The sequence below is a fragment of the Sphingomonas sp. genome, from assembly GCF_964263785.1.
Taxonomy (GTDB): domain Bacteria; phylum Pseudomonadota; class Alphaproteobacteria; order Sphingomonadales; family Sphingomonadaceae; genus Sphingomonas.
In genome coordinates this window covers 99,580-118,193 of record NZ_CAXVWL010000019.1, presented here as the reverse complement: position 1 = coordinate 118,193, position 18,614 = coordinate 99,580, and the positions used below count along the sequence as shown (strand labels likewise).

The following is an 18,614-nucleotide window of genomic DNA, read 5'->3' as shown; positions in this document are numbered from 1 at the left end:
CGCGACCTCTCGAACCGACTGCCCTGAAGAAGAAGCGGGATCCCGTCTCAAGGCCGTGGTGACGGGGGAGGTGACCGCCAGCCGGTTCGCCAGGGTGACTGCCCGCATCACCGCAAGTCGAACGCCTTCACCCCCGCCCCCAGCCGGTTTGCGCCGATCGCCAGCCGTTCGTGGCTCCAGTCGGCGACGAACGTCGTCGGCCCCCTCTGTCCCGCGCCGAGCGTCGCCTGATTGTCCTCGATCCTGAGCCCCGCCGACGGATAGGTGTGCGACTCCGCACGTACCGCGATCAGGGCGCTGCCGTTCTCCTTGTGCGCGCCCTGGACGAAGACGTTGCGTGCGATCAGACCGGTCGCGCCTTCGGGCAGGTCGATCATGTAATTGGTCTTGGCGCCAGCGGTGTCGTCGAACGAATTGTCGGTGATCGCCACCTGGGGACTGCGCAGCTTGACGTAATGCCCCCCCGTCCCGCGCTCGAACCGCGACCGGGTAATCGTCACGCTGCCGCGATTGCCGAGATAGATGGCATGGCTGCAATTGGGCGCTTCGTCGCATTGCCCCAGGCCCGCAAAGGTCGAATGGTCGATCGCGATCTGCTGCCGCGCCGGTTCGCCGCCGCCGATCCCCTGCTGACTGTCGAGGAAGGTTGCGTTGACGACGGTGAGGTCGCCGGTCTCGCTGCGGATCCCCGCCCCGTTGCCATCGGCGACGCGGTAGCCGCGGAAGACGAGCCCGTCGACGGTCGAACCGCTCCCGCGCAGCACCAGCGCCGCCTTGTCCTCGCACGCCTCGCGCTCGAAGATGGCGGTGCCGAGCTGGGCGGCGCGGTATGTCACCCGCCCGCGCGTCTGCACCGCGCACTGGCGGTATACGCCGGGCGCGACGACAATCGTGGCGGCGCCGCCGCCGATCGCGTCGACCGCGGCTTGCAGGGTGGCGAAGCCGCGGTCGCCGACGGTGAACGGCGCGGGCGAGGCGGCGGCGGTGAGTAGAAGCAGGGGGAGTAGTCGGATCATCGCCGACGCGTCGGCTCAGGTTGCCGGTCACGCAATGCGCAATCGCGGTTAATGCCCGGCGGTAGGCCGTTGGCAGGTTAGCGGGGCAAACGAGTGTCTCAATCCGGCACCACCCGTACCACCACCAAGTCCGTCACCCCGGACTGGTTCTGGGGTCCAGGGTTGCGCAAGCTGAACGGATGGAGGCTCAAGCGTCATCGCCTGCCGCACGCTGGACCCCGCAACCAGTCCGGGGTGACGGAAACTACGACGAATGCGCAGTGCCTCAATCCGTATTCGGCCGCAGCCACCGTTCCGCCTGCTTCAACTCGACCCCGCGCCGGGCTGCATAGTCCCCGACCTGGTCCGCGCCGATCCGCGCCACCCCGAAATACTCCGCCTGTGCGTGCCCGAAGTAGAAGCCCGACACCGCCGCGGTCGGCAGCATCGCGAAGCTCTCGGTCAGTTCCAGCCCGATTTTCTCTTCCGCCCCGAGCAGGTCGAACAGCGTCCGTTTGAGCGAATGCTCCGGGCACGCCGGATAGCCCGGCGCGGGGCGGATGCCGCGATATTGCTCGCGGACCAGCGCCTCGTTGGTCAGCTGCTCGTCGGGCGCGTAGCCCCACAGATCGGTGCGGACGTGGCGGTGCAGCGCCTCGGCGAACGCCTCCGCCAGCCGGTCCGCCAGCGCCTTCAGCAGGATGTCGTTGTAGTCGTCGTGGTCGGCCTTGAACCGTGCGATATGCGCGTCGATGCCGTGAATGCCGACCGCGAAGCCGCCGATCCAGTCGCCCGCAGGGTCGACGAAGTCGGCGAGGCACATGTTCGCGCGCCCCTCCCGCTTGGCGATCTGTTGCCGGAGCATCGGCAGCCGCACGCTGGCCTCGTCGCTGCGGTCGAGGGTGGGAATATGGAAGCCTTCGGGGATGCTCGCGCCATCGGGGCTGCGGTGATGCTCGACATGGGCCGTCTGGACCCAGATGTCGTCGTCGTGGCGGTGGCACGGCCACAGCCCGGCGACACCCCGCGCGGTGAGCCACTTCTCGAGTACGATTCTGTCGAGCATAGCCTGCGCATCGGCGTACAGCCCGCTGGCGCTTTCGCCCACGACCGCGTCGGTCAGGATCGCGGGGTAATTGCCCGCAAGTTCCCACGCGCGAAAGAACGGCGTCCAGTCGATATACTGGCGCAGATCGGCCAGGTCCCAATCGTCGAACACGTGAATACCGGGCTTCGCGACCGGCTCGGCTTTCAGCGCCATATCCGCCTTGAACCCGCGCTCGCGTGCAACGCCGAGCGGCAAAAGGTCGTTCTGCCCCCGCCCCTCGCGCGCCACCCGCACCGCCTCGTAGTCCGCCGCAACACCCGCGACATAGACGTCGCGCCCGGTGTCGCTGACCAGCGTCGTCGCCACCCCCACCGCGCGGCTGGCATCGAGGACGTGGACGACCGGCCCGGTGTAGGCGGGGGCGATCCTGAGCGCGGTGTGGACCTTGGACGTCGTGGCGCCGCCGATCAGCAGCGGCATCGTCATCCCTGCGCGCGTCATCTCCTCGCCCACCGTCACCATCTCGTCGAGCGAAGGCGTGATCAGCCCCGACAGCCCGATCATGTCGGCGTCGTTCTCGTTGGCGGCGGCGAGGATCTTCGACCACGGCACCATCACGCCCAAGTCGACGACGTCGAAGCCGTTACACTGAAGCACCACCCCGACGATGTTCTTGCCGATATCGTGGACGTCGCCCTTGACCGTCGCCATGACGATCTTGCCCTTGCCCTTGGCACCCGGCTCCTTCGACGCCTCGATGAAGGGCAGCAGGTGCGCGACCGCCTTCTTCATGACGCGCGCCGATTTCACCACCTGCGGTAGGAACATCTTGCCCGATCCGAACAGGTCGCCGACGACGTTCATCCCGTCCATCAGCGGCCCCTCGATCACCTCGATCGGGCGCGCGAACGCTTGCCGGCACTCCTCCGTGTCGTCGACGACATGCGCGTCGATGCCCTTGACCAGCGCATATTCGAGCCGCTTGGTGACGGGCAGCCCGCGCCACTCCGCCGCCGCCTTCTCCGCAACCACGTCGGTACCGCGATACTTCTCCGCCAGCGCGACCAGGCGGTCGCCCGCGTCCGGGTCGCGGTTGAGGACGACGTCCTCGCATGCGGTCCTGAGCTCGGGGTCGATCAGGTCGTAGACGTCGAGCTGCCCGGCGTTGACGATCGCCATGTCGAGCCCCGCGGGGATGGCGTGATAGAGGAACACGGAATGCATCGCCCGGCGCACCGGCTCGTTGCCGCGGAAGCTGAAGCTCAGGTTCGATAGCCCGCCCGAGATATGGACGTGCGGACACCGTTGCTTGATCGCCTTGCACGCCTCGATGAAATCGACCGCGTAATTGTTGTGCTCCTCGATCCCGGTGGCGACTGCAAAGATGTTGGGGTCGAAGATGATGTCCTCGGGCGGGAAGCCGATACCGGTCAGCAGGTCGTACGCGCGCGCGCAGATCTCGACCTTGCGCGCCTGGGTGTCTGCCTGACCCACTTCGTCGAACGCCATGACGACCACCGCCGCACCGTACGCCATGCACTTGCGCGCGCTGTCGAGGAACGCGTCTTCGCCCTCCTTCATGCTGATCGAGTTGACGATCGGCTTGCCGCTGACGCATTTCAGTCCCGCCTCGATCACGCTCCATTTGGAGCTGTCGATCATCACCGGCACGCGCGCGATGTCGGGTTCGGCGGCGATCAGTTTCAGGAACGTCGTCATCGCCAGCGCGCCGTCGAGCAGCCCTTCGTCCATGTTGACGTCGACGACCTGCGCGCCGTTCTCGACCTGCTGCCGCGCGACCTCGACCGCGCGCGCGTAGTCGCCCGCCATCACGAGCTTCTTGAACGCGGCGGAGCCGGTGACGTTGGTGCGCTCGCCGATGTTGACGAAATTGGTGGAGGAGTTGGTCATGCTACTTTCTTCTCTACCTCCCCGCAACGGGGAGGGGGACCAGCCGCAGGCTGGTGGAGGGGCAGTCACGAGGGAAGCCGCTTGTGGCTGCCCCTCCACCACCGCCTTCGGCGGCGGTCCCCCTCCCCGTTCCGGGGAGGTTTAGGCATCACGCCGCCATCGTGAACGGCTCCAGCCCCGCGAGCCTGGTCCGCACCGCCGGTGTGGGCACGACCCGCGGCGCCACCCCCCTCACCCGCTCCGCCATCGCCGCGATATGCGCGGGCGTCGACCCGCAGCAGCCGCCGAGCACGTTGACCTGCCCCGCATCGGCCCATTCGCCGACCAACCCCGCCGTCGTCTCGGGCATCTCGTCATATTCGCCGAGTTCGTTGGGCAGACCGGCGTTCGGGTACACCATGATGAGCGTGTCGCAGATCTCCGAGAGCACCTTCACGTGCGGCCGCAACTGCTCCGCGCCGAACGAGCAATTGAGCCCGATCGTCACCGGCTTGGCATGCCGCACCGCATGCCAGAACGCCTCCACCGTATGCCCGGACAGGTTGCGCCCCGACAGATCGGTCAGTGTCATCGACAGCATGATCGGCACGTCGCGGCCCAGCGCGTCGCCCGCCTCGATCGCCGCCATCACGCCCGCCTTTGCGTTCAGCGTGTCGAACACCGTCTCGATCAAGATGAAGTCGACTCCGCCGTCAAGCAGCGCGTCGATCTGCTCGCGGTACACGCCCTTCAGATAATCGAAGTCGATCTCGCGATACCCAGGATCGTTGACGTCCGGCGACAGCGACAGCGTCTTGTTGGTCGGCCCGATCGCGCCCGCCACGAACCGAGGGCGCCCGTCCTTGGCGGCGTACTCGTCCGCCAGCCGCCGGGCGAGCCGGGCGCTCTCGACGTTGATGTCGCGCACCAGATGCTCGGCGCCATAATCCGCCTGGCTGATGACGTTGGCCGAAAAGGTGTTGGTCTCGGCGATGTCCGCCCCGGCCTCGAAATAGGCGCGGTGGATCGACTCGATCACCTCCGGCTTGGTCAGCACCAGGATGTCGTTGTTGCCCTTCTGGTCGTGGCTCAGCCCCAGGTCGCCCGCGTAATCCGCCTCGGCGAGCTTCCAGTTCTGGATCTCGGTCCCGAACGCGCCATCGGTGATGAGCACGCGCCGCGCGGCTTGCGCCAGGAATTGTTCGCGAGAAGTCATGCCGCCGCCACCTGCGCGACCGGCTTCGCCCGCGCGCCCAGCAGATGGCAGATCGCATACGCCAGTTCGGCGCGGTTGAGCGTGTAGAAGTGGAACTGTCGCACGCCCCCCGCATACAGCTTGCGGCACAATTCCGCCGCCAGCGTCGCCGCGACCAGCTGCCGCGCCTCCGGTCGCTCCTCCAGCCCGTCGAACAGCCGCGCCATCCAGGCGGGCACGTCGGTCCCGCACATCGCCGACATCCGCACGACGCTGGCGAAGTTCGTCACCGGCATGATCCCCGGCACGATCTCCGCATCGACCCCCGCCGCCGCCACCCGGTCGCGGTAGCGGAAGAAGGTTTCGGGCTCGTGGAAGAACTGGGTGATCGCGCGAGTCGCGCCCGCGTCGAGCTTGGCCTTCAGATTGTCGATGTCGGCATGGTGATCCGCGGAGTCCGGATGACATTCGGGATAGGCCGCGACCGACACCTCGAACGGATGCAGCCGCTTCAGCCCGGCGACCAGCGCGGCGGCGTTCTCATAGCCGCCGGGATGCCCGGCGTACCGCGTTCCCTGCTGCGGCGGATCGCCGCGCAGCGCGACGATGTGGCGAACCCCCGCCGCCCAATATTCTTCCGCCACCTGGTCGATCTCGGCCTTGGTCGCCTCGACGCAGGTCAGGTGCGCGGCGGCGGGCAGCGAGGTCTCGCGCTGGATCCGCGCCACCGTCGCATGCGTCCGCTCGCGCGTCGATCCGCCCGCGCCATAGGTCACCGACACGAAGCGCGGGCCGAGCGGCTCGAGTGCGCGGACCGCGTCCCACAATTGCGTCTCCATCCGCTCGGTCTTGGGCGGGAAGAACTCGAAGGACATGCCCATGTCGCCGCCCACGTCGGCGTAGAGCGGCGCCCCCAGCGCGATCGCGCCGTCACCATCGGCGTGCGCGCGCCGGGCCTCTTCCAACTGGTTCACCGAAATGGTCATGCCGCCTGCGCCTTGCCTGAGGGAAGGGCACGCAACCGCGCGCCGTTTTTCCGTCCCAACCACAATTTCACCGTCAGGGTGCCGCCCTCCAGCGTCTCGATCCGCGGCGGCGCCAGCCCCGCCGCGGCGAACCACGTCGCCATCTGCGCATCGTCGAAGCCCAGGCGCGTATGCGCGTCACGCGTCCGCAATTCCTCGCGGTCGTGGGCGGCGAAGTCCGCGATCAACAACCGCCCGCCCGGTCCCAGCACCCGCGCGGCTTCCGCGATCGCGGCGCCGGGCTGTTGCGCGAAATGGAGCACGTGGTGCAGGATTGCGACATCGGCCGCACCGTCGCGCATCGGCAAGGCATAAAGGTCGGCCTGCCGCAGCTCGGCATTGCCGACGCCGCGTTCCGACAGCTTCGCGCGCGCCAGCCGCAACATCTCGGAACTGCGGTCGATCCCCAGCGCCGTTCTGGCGGTTCCCGCGAACAGCTCCAGCATCCGCCCGGTGCCGGTGCCGATGTCGATCAGCGTGCCGACCTGCTCGCCACCAAGCATATCGGCCATCGCCGCTTCCACCGCATCGTCGGCAACATGGAGCGCGCGGATCGCATCCCATTCGCCCGCATGCGTCTCGAACCAGGCCGCCGCGCTCGCCGCGCGGTCGGCGCGCACCGCCGCGAGCCGTGCGGCGTCGGCGACCGCCCAATGATCTGGCTCGTCCGCCGCCCAGGCGTCGAGCGCCGCTGCCACCGGCGCCACCGCCTTGGCCGCGCCCAGCGCCACGAACACCCAGCTGCCTTCCTTGCGCCGTTCGGCCAGCCCCGCGTCGCACAGGATCTTGACGTGCCGGCTCACCCGCGGCTGGCTTTGTCCCAGCACCTGCGCCAGCTCGCCGACCGACAGTTCCATCGAGCGCAGTAATTGCAGGATGCGCAAGCGAGTCGCGTCGGCCAGCGCGCGAAAGATGTCGAGAGGCAACGTCATCGCCGAAGACATATAAAGATATCTTTATATCTGGTCAATCGCGGCCTCGGGAGCCGAATTGCGGGTTGGACGTTCGTGGCGGTCGATGCCATGACGGCCGTCGCAATTGTTCCAGGGAGCCTATTTCATGAAGATCGTCCTCTTGCCCGCCATCGCCGCCGCCGCACTCGCGCTCGCCGGTTGCTCGCAGAACGCGCGGAACCAGTCGGCCGAGGCGGGCAACGCCATCGCCGCGGATACCAGCGCGACCACCGAGAACGCCGTGGACGACGTCGATGCGGCGACCGATCGCTCGCTCGACCGCGCAGGCGCCGCGATGGACAATGCGGGCGACCGCGCCGCCACCGGCGCGGATCGCGCAGGCGATTCGATCGGCAACGGCGCCGACCGCGCGGGCGCGGCGATCAGCAACGGGGCCGATCGCGCCGCCGACGCAACCGGCAAGGCGCTGCAGAACGCCGGCAACGCAATCCGCGACTGATGGGCGTGAGGAGCGCCGCATCCCTGTGGGCCGCGGCGCTCCTGCTTGCCGGCTGCTCGGCCGAACCCGAGCCGGCAGGCGGGGTCACCGCCGATGAGGCGCGTCAGTTGAACGAGGCCGCCGCGATGCTCGATGCCAACAGCATGGATGCGAACGCGTTGGCCGCCAATGCGAGCGACACCCGATGACCACCACGACCGGACGCCGCTTGGGTTCGACCGACCTCCACATCGCGCCGCTGGTACTCGGCGGCAACGTGTTCGGCTGGACCGCGGACCGCGCGGCGAGCTTTGCGGTGCTCGACGCGTTCGTGGCGGGCGCAAGCACGCGCGGCGGCGCGATGATCGATACCGCCGATGTCTATTCGGCCTGGGTGCCCGGCCACACCGGCGGCGAGTCGGAGACGACCATCGGCGAATGGCTGCGCACCTCGGGCAAGCGCGATCAGGTGTTGATCGCCACCAAGGTCGGCATGCTGCCGGGAGAAGGCGGCGAGAAGCTGGCGCCCGCGCGCATCGCCGCGGCGTGCGAAGCGTCGCTCAAGCGCCTCGGCACCGACCGGATCGACCTCTATTTCGCGCACCAGGACGACGAAGCGTCGCCGCAGGAGGCCGCGCTCGAAGCGTTCGGCCGCTTGGTCGACGCCGGCAAGATCCGCGTCGTCGGCGCCTCCAACTTCCACGCCGCGCGCCTCAAATCCGCCAACGACGCGGCCAAGGGGGCGGGCCTGCCGCGCTACCACGTCCTCCAGCCCGAATATAATCTCGTCAGCCGCCACCAGTTCGAAGGCGAGCTCCAGGATTATTGCGTCGCCGAGAACATCGGCGTCGTCCCCTATTACGGCCTCGCCTCGGGCTTTCTCACCGGCAAGTACCGCACGCGCGACGACCTGGGCAAAAGCGTCCGCGGCGGCCGCATGGGCGATCTGCTGGAGGGCCGCGGCAAGGCCGTGCTCGACGCGATGGACGCGGTCGCCGCAGACACCGGCGCCACCCTTGCGCAGATCGCGCTGGCCTGGCTCATCGCCCAAGCCGGCGTGTCCGCCCCGATCGCCAGCGCGACGAGCGCCGCCCAGGTCGAGGACCTGCTGCCCGCGCTGGAGCTGGAGCTGACGCGAGACCAACGCGAGCGGCTGGACGCGGCGGGGGCTTAGGTTGTCCAACTAAAGATCCTCCCTCGGAGGGGGAAGGGGACCAGCCGCAGGCTGGTGGAGGGGGCTTTCCGCGAGCGATGCGCCGGTGGCGATCCCCCTCCACCACCGCTTTGCGGCGGTCCCCCTCCCCCTGCGGGGTAGGAATGAGGTCAGTCGGCTCCATCGTCGGAGGCAAATAGCTAACACCGCCACCCTTCGTCCCAACCTGGCACGTGGCACATCCGCCACTGGCGCATCGCCACGACCCGGTGCAACCCGTTGCGCATGGCCCGCCCAAAGACAATTCTGGCCACCCTCGGCCTGCTCCTACCCGCCGCTCTGGCAGGTGCGATCGCGCTGGCCGCCCACCGCGAACCAGCGACGTCGCCGCAAGCCAAGCTCGTCCGCCAAGTCCCGCTGCCGCGCCCGCGCCTCGCTCCGGCTCCCGCTCCGAAGGCGTCCCCCGCTCCCGCCTACGTCGTCCGCCGCGTCCTCGACGTGCCCGGCGTGATGAAGATCGGCGATACCTATTGGGACGAGGCCGGCGTGCCCGCTGGCGCGGTCGTCATCACCGTCGACCTCGAAGCCAAGGTCCTGTCGATCTTCCGCGGCGGTTACGAGATCGGCACCGCCGCGGTCCTTTACGGAGGCGACGACAAGCCGACCCCGCTCGGCATCTTTCCCGTGACGCAGAAGGACGCCCGCCACGTCTCCAACCTCTATCACGCGCCGATGCCGTACATGATGCGCCTCACCAACGACGGCGTATCGATCCACGGCAGCCCGAAGATGGAAGCCGGGCTGATGACCCACGGCTGCGTCGGCGTGCCCGTCGCGTTCGCCGCGAAGCTCTTTCGCGCGACCAAACTCGGCGACAAGGTGATCGTCACCCGCGGCGAACGCCTCGACATCGGCAAGCCGATCACCGCCGCCTGAGGGCTGTCCTACACGGCTTGGGCGTGCTTGATACGCTGTCATGCCGCAAAGCCCCCGCCCCGCCGAACACCGCGCGCACGTCTCGACCTGCATGGAAGATGCAGCCGTTGACGGCGGCGTTCACGTGACAACCAGTGACAACGTCGCTGCGGTTTGCCGCCACGCGCAGGCGTCAACCGGTGACAACGTCATGGCCGTTGAAGGGCGTGCGTACGCGTCAACGAGTGACAACGTTGCGCCCGTTGACGGCCGCGCGCACGTGTCAACCAGTGTCAACGTCGCAGTCCCAGTCGCCGCCCGCGCGCGGTTGATCCCCGCGCCGGCTTCGCGCAGGGACTGCGGCGAACGGGAGACGTAGATGCCTTCAGGACTGGTCGCGCTGCTCGACGACGTGGCGGGCATCGCCAAGCTCGCGGCGGCCTCGCTCGACGACATCGGCGCGGCCGCGGGCAAGGCGGGCAGCAAGGCGGTCGGCGTGGTGATCGACGATACCGCGGTCACCCCGCGCTACGTCGTCGGCCTCAGCCCGCAGCGCGAACTGCCGATCATCGCCAAGATCGCGCTCGGCTCGCTGCGCAACAAGGTGCTGATCCTGCTTCCTGCCGGGCTGGCGATGAGCGCGTTCGCGCCCTGGCTACTGACTCCGCTGCTGATGGCGGGTGGCACCTATCTGTGCTTCGAGGGGGCCGAGAAGGTGATCGAGGCTTTCTCGGGCGGGCACGAAGCCGCAGCGGAGAATGCTGCGCCGGCCGATGCCGCCCAGTTGGAGAAGGAAAAGGTCGCCGGCGCGATCCGCACCGACTTCATCCTGTCGGCCGAGATCATGGCGATTGCGCTCGCCGACGTGGCCGGGCAGCCCTTGCTCAACCAGGCGATCGTGCTGGCCATCGTCGCGCTCGGCATCACCGCGGGAGTTTACGGCGTCGTCGCATTGATCGTGAAGGTCGACGACATCGGCCTCCACCTCGCGCAGCGCGCGTCGGCGGCGGTACGCGCGCTCGGCCGCGGGATGGTCAAGGCGATGCCGCCGGTCCTGCGTACGCTGACCGTCGTCGGCACCGCCGCGATGATCTGGGTCGGCGGCGGCATACTGCTCCACGGCCTGGAGCATTACGGCGTTGCGGCACCCCAGCACGCGCTGAACGACGCCGGTCACGTCGCAGCGCAGGCCCTGCCCGCGATCGGCAGCTTTGTCGCATGGCTCGTCGGCGCCGCGGGTGCCGGCGTCTTCGGTCTCGCGGTCGGCGCCGCAGTCGCCGGGCTGCTCCACCTGCTTCCGCGAAAGGCGCACTGACATGGCCCATTACGGCGATTACCAGAACGCGATCTATGGCGCAGGCCTGAGCGGCGTCATTCCCAAGTTGCCCGTCGATTTCGCCACGCTCGAAGCTCGCGCCACGGCCGCGATGCCGCCATCTGTGCTCGGCTACGTCCAGGGCGGCTGCGGCGACGAGTTCACCCAGCGCGAAAACGCCGACGCTTTCCGGCGTTGGGGCATGGTGCCGAGGATGATGGTCGATTGCACGACCCGCGACCTGGGAATCGAGCTGTTCGGCCAGCGCTACCCGACGCCGCTTTTCATGGCGCCGATCGGCGTCACGGGCATGTGCACGCAGGATGCCCACGGCGACCTCGCCGCCGCGCGTGCCGCTGCGGAAACCGGCGTACCGCTGGTCGCCTCCACCTTGTCGAACGACCCGCTCGAGCAGGTCGCGGGCGAAATGGGCAGAACCCCCGGTTTCTTCCAGCTCTACACGCCGCGCGACCGCGATCTCGCCGCAAGCCTGGTCTCGCGCGCCGAGGCCGCGGGCTATCGGGCGATCGTCGTCACCCTCGACACCTGGGTGACCGGCTGGCGCCCGCGCGACCTGAACGTGTCGAACTTCCCGCAGCTGCGCGGTCATGTGCTGGCCAATTATTTCGCCGATCCCGTGTTTCAGCGTATGCTCGCCAAACCCGTCGCCGAAGACCCCGCCGCTGCGGTCCGGCAATGGGCGGCGACCTTCGGCAAGGTGCTGACCTGGGACGATTTGCCCTGGCTGAAATCGCTGACCAAGCTGCCGATCGTTCTAAAGGGCATCTGCCACCCCGACGACGCACGCCGCGCGATAGACGGCGGCGCGGACGCGATCTATTGCTCCAACCACGGTGGGCGTCAGGCCAACGGCGGCATCGCCGCGATCGACATGCTCCCGGCGGTCGTCGCTGCGGCGGGGGACGTGCCGGTGCTGTTCGACTCGGGCATCCGTTCGGGCACCGACGTGGTCAAGGCGCTGGCGATCGGCGCACGCGCGGTGGGGATCGGCCGCCCCTACGTCTACGGTCTGGCGCTGGACGGAGCCGCGGGCTGCGCGCACGTACTCCGCTGTATCCTGGCGGAGGCCGACCTGATGATGGCGGTCAACGGCTATCCCACGATCGCTGCCGTCCGCGCCGCGGGTGCAGTCCGTCGCTAAGCGCCCGTGCCCGCACGGTAACTCGCCAGCTCGGGGCTGACGAAGGCCAGGTTGCGCTCGCGCAGCTTGGCCCCGTCCTCGTCATAGAAAAACGGCAGAAAGGCATAGCGCTTGCCCCGCGTCACCCGAGTCGCCTCGTGGAGCAGCGAGCACGAGAAGATTACCGCACCCCCGGTCGGCGCGCGATAGGTGCGCGCGCCGAATTCGGGAAAGCGCAGGTCGCCGCCGTCGTAGTCGCCCGCGTTCAGGTTGATCGTGCAAGCGAACTTGCGGTGCGCGGTGCCCTTGGTCGTATTGTCGCGGTGCGCGCGGAAATGCCCGCCACCGCCGGCGTCTTCGCCGTCGTAGCAGGCGACCAACCAGCGCTCGACCCGAGTCGCGTCGAACTGGAACGCGCGCTTGATCTGGGGCTTGAGGAAACGCGTGAGCCGGGCGCGGATGTCGTCCAGCAACGTCTTGTCCTCGACGATGCAATCCGCCCGCCGCTTGTGGTCGTGATCGGTTTTCAGAACGGTGACGCCGTTCTCCTCGCGCATGAACCCCGATTCGACGCCGCCACGCTCCTCGTAATAAGCGATCAGGCGGTCGCACAGCGCCGGCTCGAAGATACGCGGGACGACCAGCACCGGTGCGGCGGGCGGCTCCCCGGGATCGGCGGCCAGCGCTGCCAGCGCGGCAATCGCGGCCTCGCCATCTGCCAGCGGGTGAGTCGACACGACTCGCAGCATCGGATCGAGCACCACCCAATGCGGATGGTACTGGCGGCGCCCCTGCACATCGTCGCTCATCGCGCCGTACAGCGTCGAAACGGCACGGTCGCTATCGACGAACCAGCGAATGCCCGGCAGATCCTGGGCGATTCGCGCCTCGGCCACGTCGGCGGGATCGATGCTGACCCCGAACATGTTTGCAGTCAGGTCGTCGAACAGCGCGCGGTGCCGCGCCACCGTCGCCAGCGCCACGCCGGCCTGCGCCCATGCCGCGCTGCCCAGAAACAGCATCAGGACGGCCCGTCCCGCCGCAATATCAAACGCATACCGCGGATTGCCGCCGAGCGCCTCGGCATGGAAATACGGCGCCGGATCGCCGGGCATCAGCATTTTGGTCATCGTTCGGCTCCTGCACGTTTCCGAAAAACCCGAATCGGACGTTGCAATCAAGTCCATTTCGGACATGATCGAATAGGCGGCGCAACCCGCGGGAACCGTTCGCTCACTCGTACATTCTAGGTTAACTGAGGACAGAAGGCTCGATAGCAGCCTGTATCGGGAGAGTTCGATGGCGAAGGGCGCAAGGTTCATGCGTGGCATCCTCGTCGCCGCCCCGATTTCCGTCGCTTGCTGGGCGACGATCATCATCCCGATCATTGCCGTAAGTTGATCGCAGCAGTGCTTGATGAGCACTAAGTGAATAGTCTGACGGTATTTGGAAGTTTCGGGTTTATCCGGATTGCCATAATCGTCGTGTGAACTTTTAAGCGTGACATCGGACAGTCCACGACTGTGGACTGTCTTTTCGTATATGCGGAGCATGGCGCATGGTTTTCACCTGTCCATTGGCATTTGATCGCGCAAGGCGTGACGAACCGCGCTGTACTGCAGAACGCGAATAAGCTGTACCTTGGACACGAAGCCGAGACATCCTCTCGTTGCTTGCGGGCACTCGTGTTTTCACTTTCACGATTTCAAGTCTTATTGCTTAGTAGGCAAGTTGAGCACCGCTAATGGGCAGGAAGATAGCGCTCGGAGTACTGTCCCGCTCTGGGACGTAAACCGGCGGGGATAGTCCGGTGCCGTTACGGCAACCTGCGTTTGACTGGTAAATGAAGGTGTCGGACAATCGACGAGAAACAGGGTTGACCGCCACGTCGCTCCGACCAAGTCCCGTCTGCCGCGGCACGCTCTTCGCGCCTTGAACCATCACTTTTCGCGTCGGCATACGTTTGCCGTGGTCTTGCGGATGCATCGCCAGGGTCCGTTGTAAAGAATTGAACGGACACGCTTACCATGAACTTCTCTTGACTTCGCGAGTGGTTAGCCGTTGGTGAAGGGATTGGCGTCGCCAGGCAGGCCGTTGAAAGGGGTAGCGGAGAAATCGAGCTTGTCGCCCCCTGCGCCGGTGGCGAAATCCGTGACGACGTCGGCCTCCGCACCCGCAGCGTAGCCCGACCCAGGATAATAAAAGCGATAGGTGTCGCTTCCTGCGCCGCCGGTGATCGTTGCGACGCCGGGGCCGTAGCCTGCGCCGGTGATCAGGTCGTCGCCATCGCCGCCGTAGACCGCGTCGGTATCGCTGTCGCCATAGCCGTTACTAACGTCGACCGTGTCGGCGCCGTCGCCGCCGTAGATGATGTCATTGCCGTCGCCGCCCGGATTGTAATAGCCGCCGCGCAGGTAATCGTCGCCATCGCCGCCGTAGATTGTGTCGTTGCCGCCGATCCCACCGTAATAGCCATCGGCGTAGACGGTATCGTTGCCGCTGCCGCCATAGATCGTGTCGTTGCCCGCTACGCCGCCATAGGCGTTGTCGCCGAGCAGCGTATCGTCGTCGGCGCCGCCCTCGATCGTGTCGTCGCCGCTGCCGCCTTCGACATAGTCGCTGCCCGCGCCCGCGTCGATCGTATCCGCTGCGCCGCCACCATAGATGTTGTCGCCGCCACCGTTGCCGGTGATCGTGTCGCCGTCGGGCGTGCCGGTCAGCGTTTGGCCGGTGTCGTCGTCAACGATCGTCACCCCGATGCCGTCCGGCGAATAGCCCTGGGCGATATTGTCGCGGGTGATCTGCGTGGCGGTGACGTTCTGCAATCGCACGACCGTGGTGAAGTCGTAACCGGCCGCGCCCGCGTCGCGATCGTATTGCACAAGGGTGTCGGCGCCGTCCTGGACCAGGCGCAGGTAGCCGCCGACGAAGGGGTTGCCGTCGCTCGGCAGACCGTCGAACGCTACCGCGGCGAAATCGAGCACGTCGCCGCCCGCGCCCACCACGAAGTCGGTGATGACATCGGTCGAATGTCCGGCATCGAGACCCGACCCGATCCGATAGGTGTCGCTGCCCCCGCCGCCGGTGATCGTCGCGATCCCCTCGCCTTGCCCGACATTGTAGAACAGGTCGTTGCCGGCACCGCCCGCGATGCTGTCGGTGCCGGAATCATAGAGGTAGTTGGTGTAGATCGTGTCGTCGCCGTCGCCGCCGTCGATCGTGTCGTCGCCGTCGCTCGGGTAGCTGTAATAACCGCCGCCGAAGATCGTGTCGTTGCCGTCTCCGCCGAAGATCGCGTCGTTGCCACCGGTGCCACCATAAGCGTCGTCGCCAAAGATCGTGTCGGCGCCATCGCCGGCGTCGATCCGGTCGTCGCCACCGCCGCCATACAACGTCTCGCCGGCGCCGCCGCCGGTCAGCACGTCCGCGCCTGCGCCGCCGTCGAAGTAGCCGCCATCGCCGCCCGTGTCGCTCAGCGTGTCGTCGCCCTCGCCGCCGTAAAGGTAATTGTAGCCCGCGCCGCCATCCAGCCGGTCGGCGCCCGCGTCGCCGAACAGCGTATCGACACCCTCGCCGCCCGTCAGAATGTCCGTACCGGTGCCGCCATAGATCTGGTCGTCGTCGGCGCCCCCGTCGATCGTGTCGGCGCCCGCCGCGCCGTACAACGTGTCGTTGCCGCCGAGACCGGTGATCGTGTCGTCGCCGGCCCCGCCGTACAGTGTCTCGGGGGCGTCGGTGCCGGTGACGATCTGGTTCTCGATCGGAACCGGCGCGAAGCCGCCGAAGTTCGTCGCGGTGAACGCCGTCGCGCTTGTGTTCAGGAATCGCACCACCGTGGTGGCCGCGGCGGCGCCGTCGACGCCGTCATAGTCGCCGACGAGCAGCGTGTCCGCGCCGTCCTGCACCAATCGCAGATGCCCGGAGGCGAACGGATTTTCGTTGCCATTGCGATTCGCCAGCGCGCCGATGTTGGCCAGCCCGAACACGTCGCCCGCGTCGCCGGTCGCGAAGTCGGTGACCGTCACCAGCACCGGCACGGCGCTGTATTGATAGCCGCGATAATCGTAGGTGTCGCGCCCCACGCCGCCGGTATAGGTGTCGGCGCCGTCGCCATAGCCGACATAGAGGAATCGGTCGGCGCCTTCCCCGCCGTCGAACGTATCGGCGCCCTGGCGATCGTCGAACTGGTCGTCGCCGGTGCCACCGTAGAGCCCGTCGTTCCCCGCGCCGCCGTCGATCGTGTCGTTGCCGTCGCCGTGATCGCTGTCGGCGATGATCTGGCCGCCGCGGATCTGGATCGCCCAGACGCCAGGCACGCCGAGATCGCCGACGGTGTTCGCCGGGTCCTGACCCGAGGCGACCGGCAACGCGTAGGTGTTGCCCGCGTAGCTGACCGAAGCGTTGCCGGGAAAGGCGTAGCCGATCGATTCGTAGCGGAACACGACGTCGAAATCGCCGCCGCCCACCGCCCTGATCTGCACCTGGAATGCCGACGGCGACGTGCCATAGGAATATTGACCGACATCGTCGTAGGTCAGCGTGATCGTGTTCGAGGCGGAATCGAAGTCGTACCACAGCAGGTTGCTGCCGGTGCTGTTGCCGCCCGCACTGGGCGTCACCGCACCTGCGCGGGTGTCCAGATCGCGGGGAAAGATGTTGAATTGGAGCCCGCCGAGCGCGCCAAAGCCGTTGTTGCTGACGCCGATGCTGCCGACCGGCTGGCCATCGACCGTCCACGCGTCGCCGCCGAACCCGGCCGGAAAGGTCAGGTTGAAATAGCCGTCGTCGTTGCGGCCGACCGATTCCTCGCCGAACCCGGCGCTGCCGCCCAGGCCGTTGGCCAGAGCAGCATCGAGCGCGCCGAAATAGGCGGGCAGGCCGTTGTCGCTCACCGGCACGTAGACGCCCGCATCGCCGCCGTAGATCGTATCGTCGCCGTCGCCGCCATCGAGCCGGTCGTCACCTACCCCGCCCTCGATGACGTCGCCGCCGGCGCCGCCATAGATCGTATCCCCGCCGGTGCCGCCGTACAGGGCATCCGCCCCGCCCTGCCCGTCCAGCGTATCGCCGCCATCGAAGCCGGAGATCGTGTCGTCGGCGGCCGTCCCGGTCAACGCATCCGGCCCGTCGGTGCCCTCGATCGTTTCGCCGATGCCGGTGGGACTGACGCCGTCGAAATTGGCCGCGGTGAGCGTGGAAACCTCCACGCCGACCAGCCGCACCAGGCTGACGCCGCCAAGCTGCACCAGCGTGTCGCCGCCGTCCTGCACCAGTTGCATGGCGCCGGTGAGAAACGGGCTCTGGTCGCCCGAGAAATAGCCGGCGTTGCGGATGTTGCCGAGGGTGATCACGTCCTCGGCGACATCGAAATCGGCGATCACGTCGACGATCTCGCCGAACTGGCCGGGAGGCGCGAGGTGGTAGACGTCGGCACCGGCGCCGCCATAGATGGTATCGACATCGCCGTCCGCGAAATCGCCGTGCAGGTAGGAGTTGCGGTAGTCCGCCAGCGACACGCCCGTGTCCACCTGCGCGTCGGTGGACGGCGGTCCGGCCGCAAGCGTCGCGCGGGTGTTGGTGCCGTCGCCGTCCGCCGGCTCGTCACCGAAGATGTCGCTCCCCTCGCCGCCGTACAATGTGTCCGCACCGTCGCTGCCGTCGATCCGGTCGGTGCCGTCGCCGCCGTAGACGGTGTCGTTGCCGAACTGCGCGATGACGATGTCGTCACCGCCCGCCACGGTGATCGTGTCGTCCTGCGCGCTGCCGTACACGACGTCGTCGCCGTCGCCGGTGTCGATGCTGGTGGTGATGAAGACATCGTTGCGCGCGAAGTCGGGGAAGAGATTGGACGTCGCGATCGCGTCGATCGACACGCCTTGCAGCCGGACGACGTCCGACCAGTCGCCCGATCCGTCCACGCGCACCTGCAGCGACACGTCGCCGCCGTCCGCCACGAATTGTAGGTGCCCGTCGTGGAACGGATTGTCGCCATACCGGTAGTTCGTGAACTCCTCGAGCATGTCGTGGATGTCGAGGATATCGCCGCCGTCGCCGCTTGCGAAGTCGGTGATCGTGTCGGCGACCATCCCCTCTTGGACATAGGACAGCTCATAGGTATCCCGACCTTCGCCGCCGGTCAGCGTGTCCGCGAAGCCGTCTCCCAATACGTCTTCGAAGCTGTCGTCGCCGCTGCCGCCATCCGCGACGATCGCCGCATCGTCCTTGTCGATGATATCGTCGCCTGCGCCCGCATCGACCGTCGCCGCCGTGCCGTAGACCTGGATGTAATCGTCGCCGTCGCCGCCATAGAAGAAATCGTGGTCGGACGAGGATTGATCCTCCTCGCCGCTCTCCAGATAGTCGTTGCCTGCGCCGCCATAGAGATCGTCCGATCCCGCGCCGCCGTAGACTTCGTCCGCACCGTCGCCCGCCTCGACCAAGTCATCGCCGCCGCCCGCATAGATGCGATCGTCGTTCTCGGTGCCGGTGATGCTCTCGCCGCCGTCGGTGCCGTTCAAGTCCATGTTCTCACCCCCGCCAGGGAC

General features: G+C 67.5%; 13 protein-coding genes. 6 read left to right on the top strand and 7 right to left on the bottom strand.

Annotated features, from left to right (window positions below; all coding sequences use genetic code 11):
- Nucleotides 1-107: 107 nt before the first annotated feature.
- The 5 genes from ACE5C1_RS02725 to ACE5C1_RS02705 all read right to left on the bottom strand — a co-directional run bounded on the left by ACE5C1_RS02725 (nt 108) and on the right by ACE5C1_RS02705 (nt 7,085).
- Entirely contained in the window at nt 108-1,016 is a 909-nt protein-coding gene (locus ACE5C1_RS02725; protein WP_374942516.1) for a right-handed parallel beta-helix repeat-containing protein, read from the bottom strand.
- Nucleotides 1,017-1,281: 265 nt separating this feature from the next.
- Nucleotides 1,282-3,954, bottom strand: coding sequence for a methionine synthase (gene metH, locus ACE5C1_RS02720; RefSeq protein ID WP_374942515.1), 2,673 nt, complete (start codon nt 3,952-3,954; stop codon nt 1,282-1,284).
- A 148-nt stretch (nt 3,955-4,102) separates the two neighbouring features.
- Complete coding sequence (locus ACE5C1_RS02715; RefSeq protein ID WP_374942514.1) at nt 4,103-5,149, bottom strand: homocysteine S-methyltransferase family protein; 1,047 nt, start codon at nt 5,147-5,149, stop codon at nt 4,103-4,105.
- Entirely contained in the window at nt 5,146-6,114 is a 969-nt protein-coding gene (gene metF / locus ACE5C1_RS02710; RefSeq protein WP_374942513.1) for a methylenetetrahydrofolate reductase [NAD(P)H], read from the bottom strand. Before metF ends, ACE5C1_RS02715 begins: the two co-directional genes overlap by 4 nt.
- On the bottom strand, nt 6,111-7,085 hold the full coding sequence (locus tag ACE5C1_RS02705) for a metalloregulator ArsR/SmtB family transcription factor (protein WP_374942512.1): 975 nt from the start codon (nt 7,083-7,085) through the stop codon (nt 6,111-6,113). The genes metF and ACE5C1_RS02705 overlap by 4 nt, the downstream gene beginning before the upstream one ends.
- Before the next feature lie 127 nt (nt 7,086-7,212).
- On the opposite strand from ACE5C1_RS02705, the gene ACE5C1_RS02700 reads away from it, so the two are divergent.
- The 6 genes from ACE5C1_RS02700 to ACE5C1_RS02675 all read left to right on the top strand — a co-directional run bounded on the left by ACE5C1_RS02700 (nt 7,213) and on the right by ACE5C1_RS02675 (nt 12,090).
- On the top strand, nt 7,213-7,566 hold the full coding sequence (locus ACE5C1_RS02700; RefSeq protein WP_374942511.1) for a hypothetical protein: 354 nt from the start codon (nt 7,213-7,215) through the stop codon (nt 7,564-7,566).
- On the top strand, nt 7,566-7,754 hold the full coding sequence (locus ACE5C1_RS02695; RefSeq protein ID WP_374942510.1) for a hypothetical protein: 189 nt from the start codon (nt 7,566-7,568) through the stop codon (nt 7,752-7,754). The genes ACE5C1_RS02700 and ACE5C1_RS02695 overlap by 1 nt, the downstream gene beginning before the upstream one ends.
- Nucleotides 7,751-8,719, top strand: a complete 969-nt coding sequence (locus tag ACE5C1_RS02690; protein ID WP_374942509.1) for an aldo/keto reductase — start codon at nt 7,751-7,753, stop codon at nt 8,717-8,719. The genes ACE5C1_RS02695 and ACE5C1_RS02690 overlap by 4 nt, the downstream gene beginning before the upstream one ends.
- Nucleotides 8,720-8,983: 264 nt before the next feature.
- Nucleotides 8,984-9,634 (top strand): L,D-transpeptidase family protein, encoded by a 651-nt coding sequence (locus ACE5C1_RS02685; protein WP_374942508.1) that lies wholly within the window; start codon nt 8,984-8,986, stop codon nt 9,632-9,634.
- 358 nt (nt 9,635-9,992) lie between these two features.
- A complete protein-coding gene (locus ACE5C1_RS02680; RefSeq protein ID WP_374942507.1) occupies nt 9,993-10,928 on the top strand; it encodes a DUF808 domain-containing protein in 936 nt (311 codons plus the stop codon).
- 1 nt (nt 10,929) lies between these two features.
- On the top strand, nt 10,930-12,090 hold the full coding sequence (locus tag ACE5C1_RS02675) for an alpha-hydroxy-acid oxidizing protein (protein WP_374942506.1): 1,161 nt from the start codon (nt 10,930-10,932) through the stop codon (nt 12,088-12,090).
- Here ACE5C1_RS02675 and ACE5C1_RS02670 read toward each other — a convergent pair.
- Both ACE5C1_RS02670 and ACE5C1_RS02665 read right to left on the bottom strand, forming a co-directional pair.
- Nucleotides 12,087-13,199 carry a 2OG-Fe(II) oxygenase gene (locus ACE5C1_RS02670; RefSeq protein ID WP_374942505.1) on the bottom strand — a complete coding sequence of 371 codons (1,113 nt, stop codon included), beginning with the start codon at nt 13,197-13,199 and terminating at the stop codon, nt 12,087-12,089. The two genes, ACE5C1_RS02675 and ACE5C1_RS02670, sit on opposite strands and share 4 nt — an antisense overlap.
- Before the next feature lie 924 nt (nt 13,200-14,123).
- On the bottom strand, nt 14,124-18,593 hold the full coding sequence (locus tag ACE5C1_RS02665; protein WP_374942504.1) for a beta strand repeat-containing protein: 4,470 nt from the start codon (nt 18,591-18,593) through the stop codon (nt 14,124-14,126).
- Nucleotides 18,594-18,614: the final 21 nt, after the last annotated feature.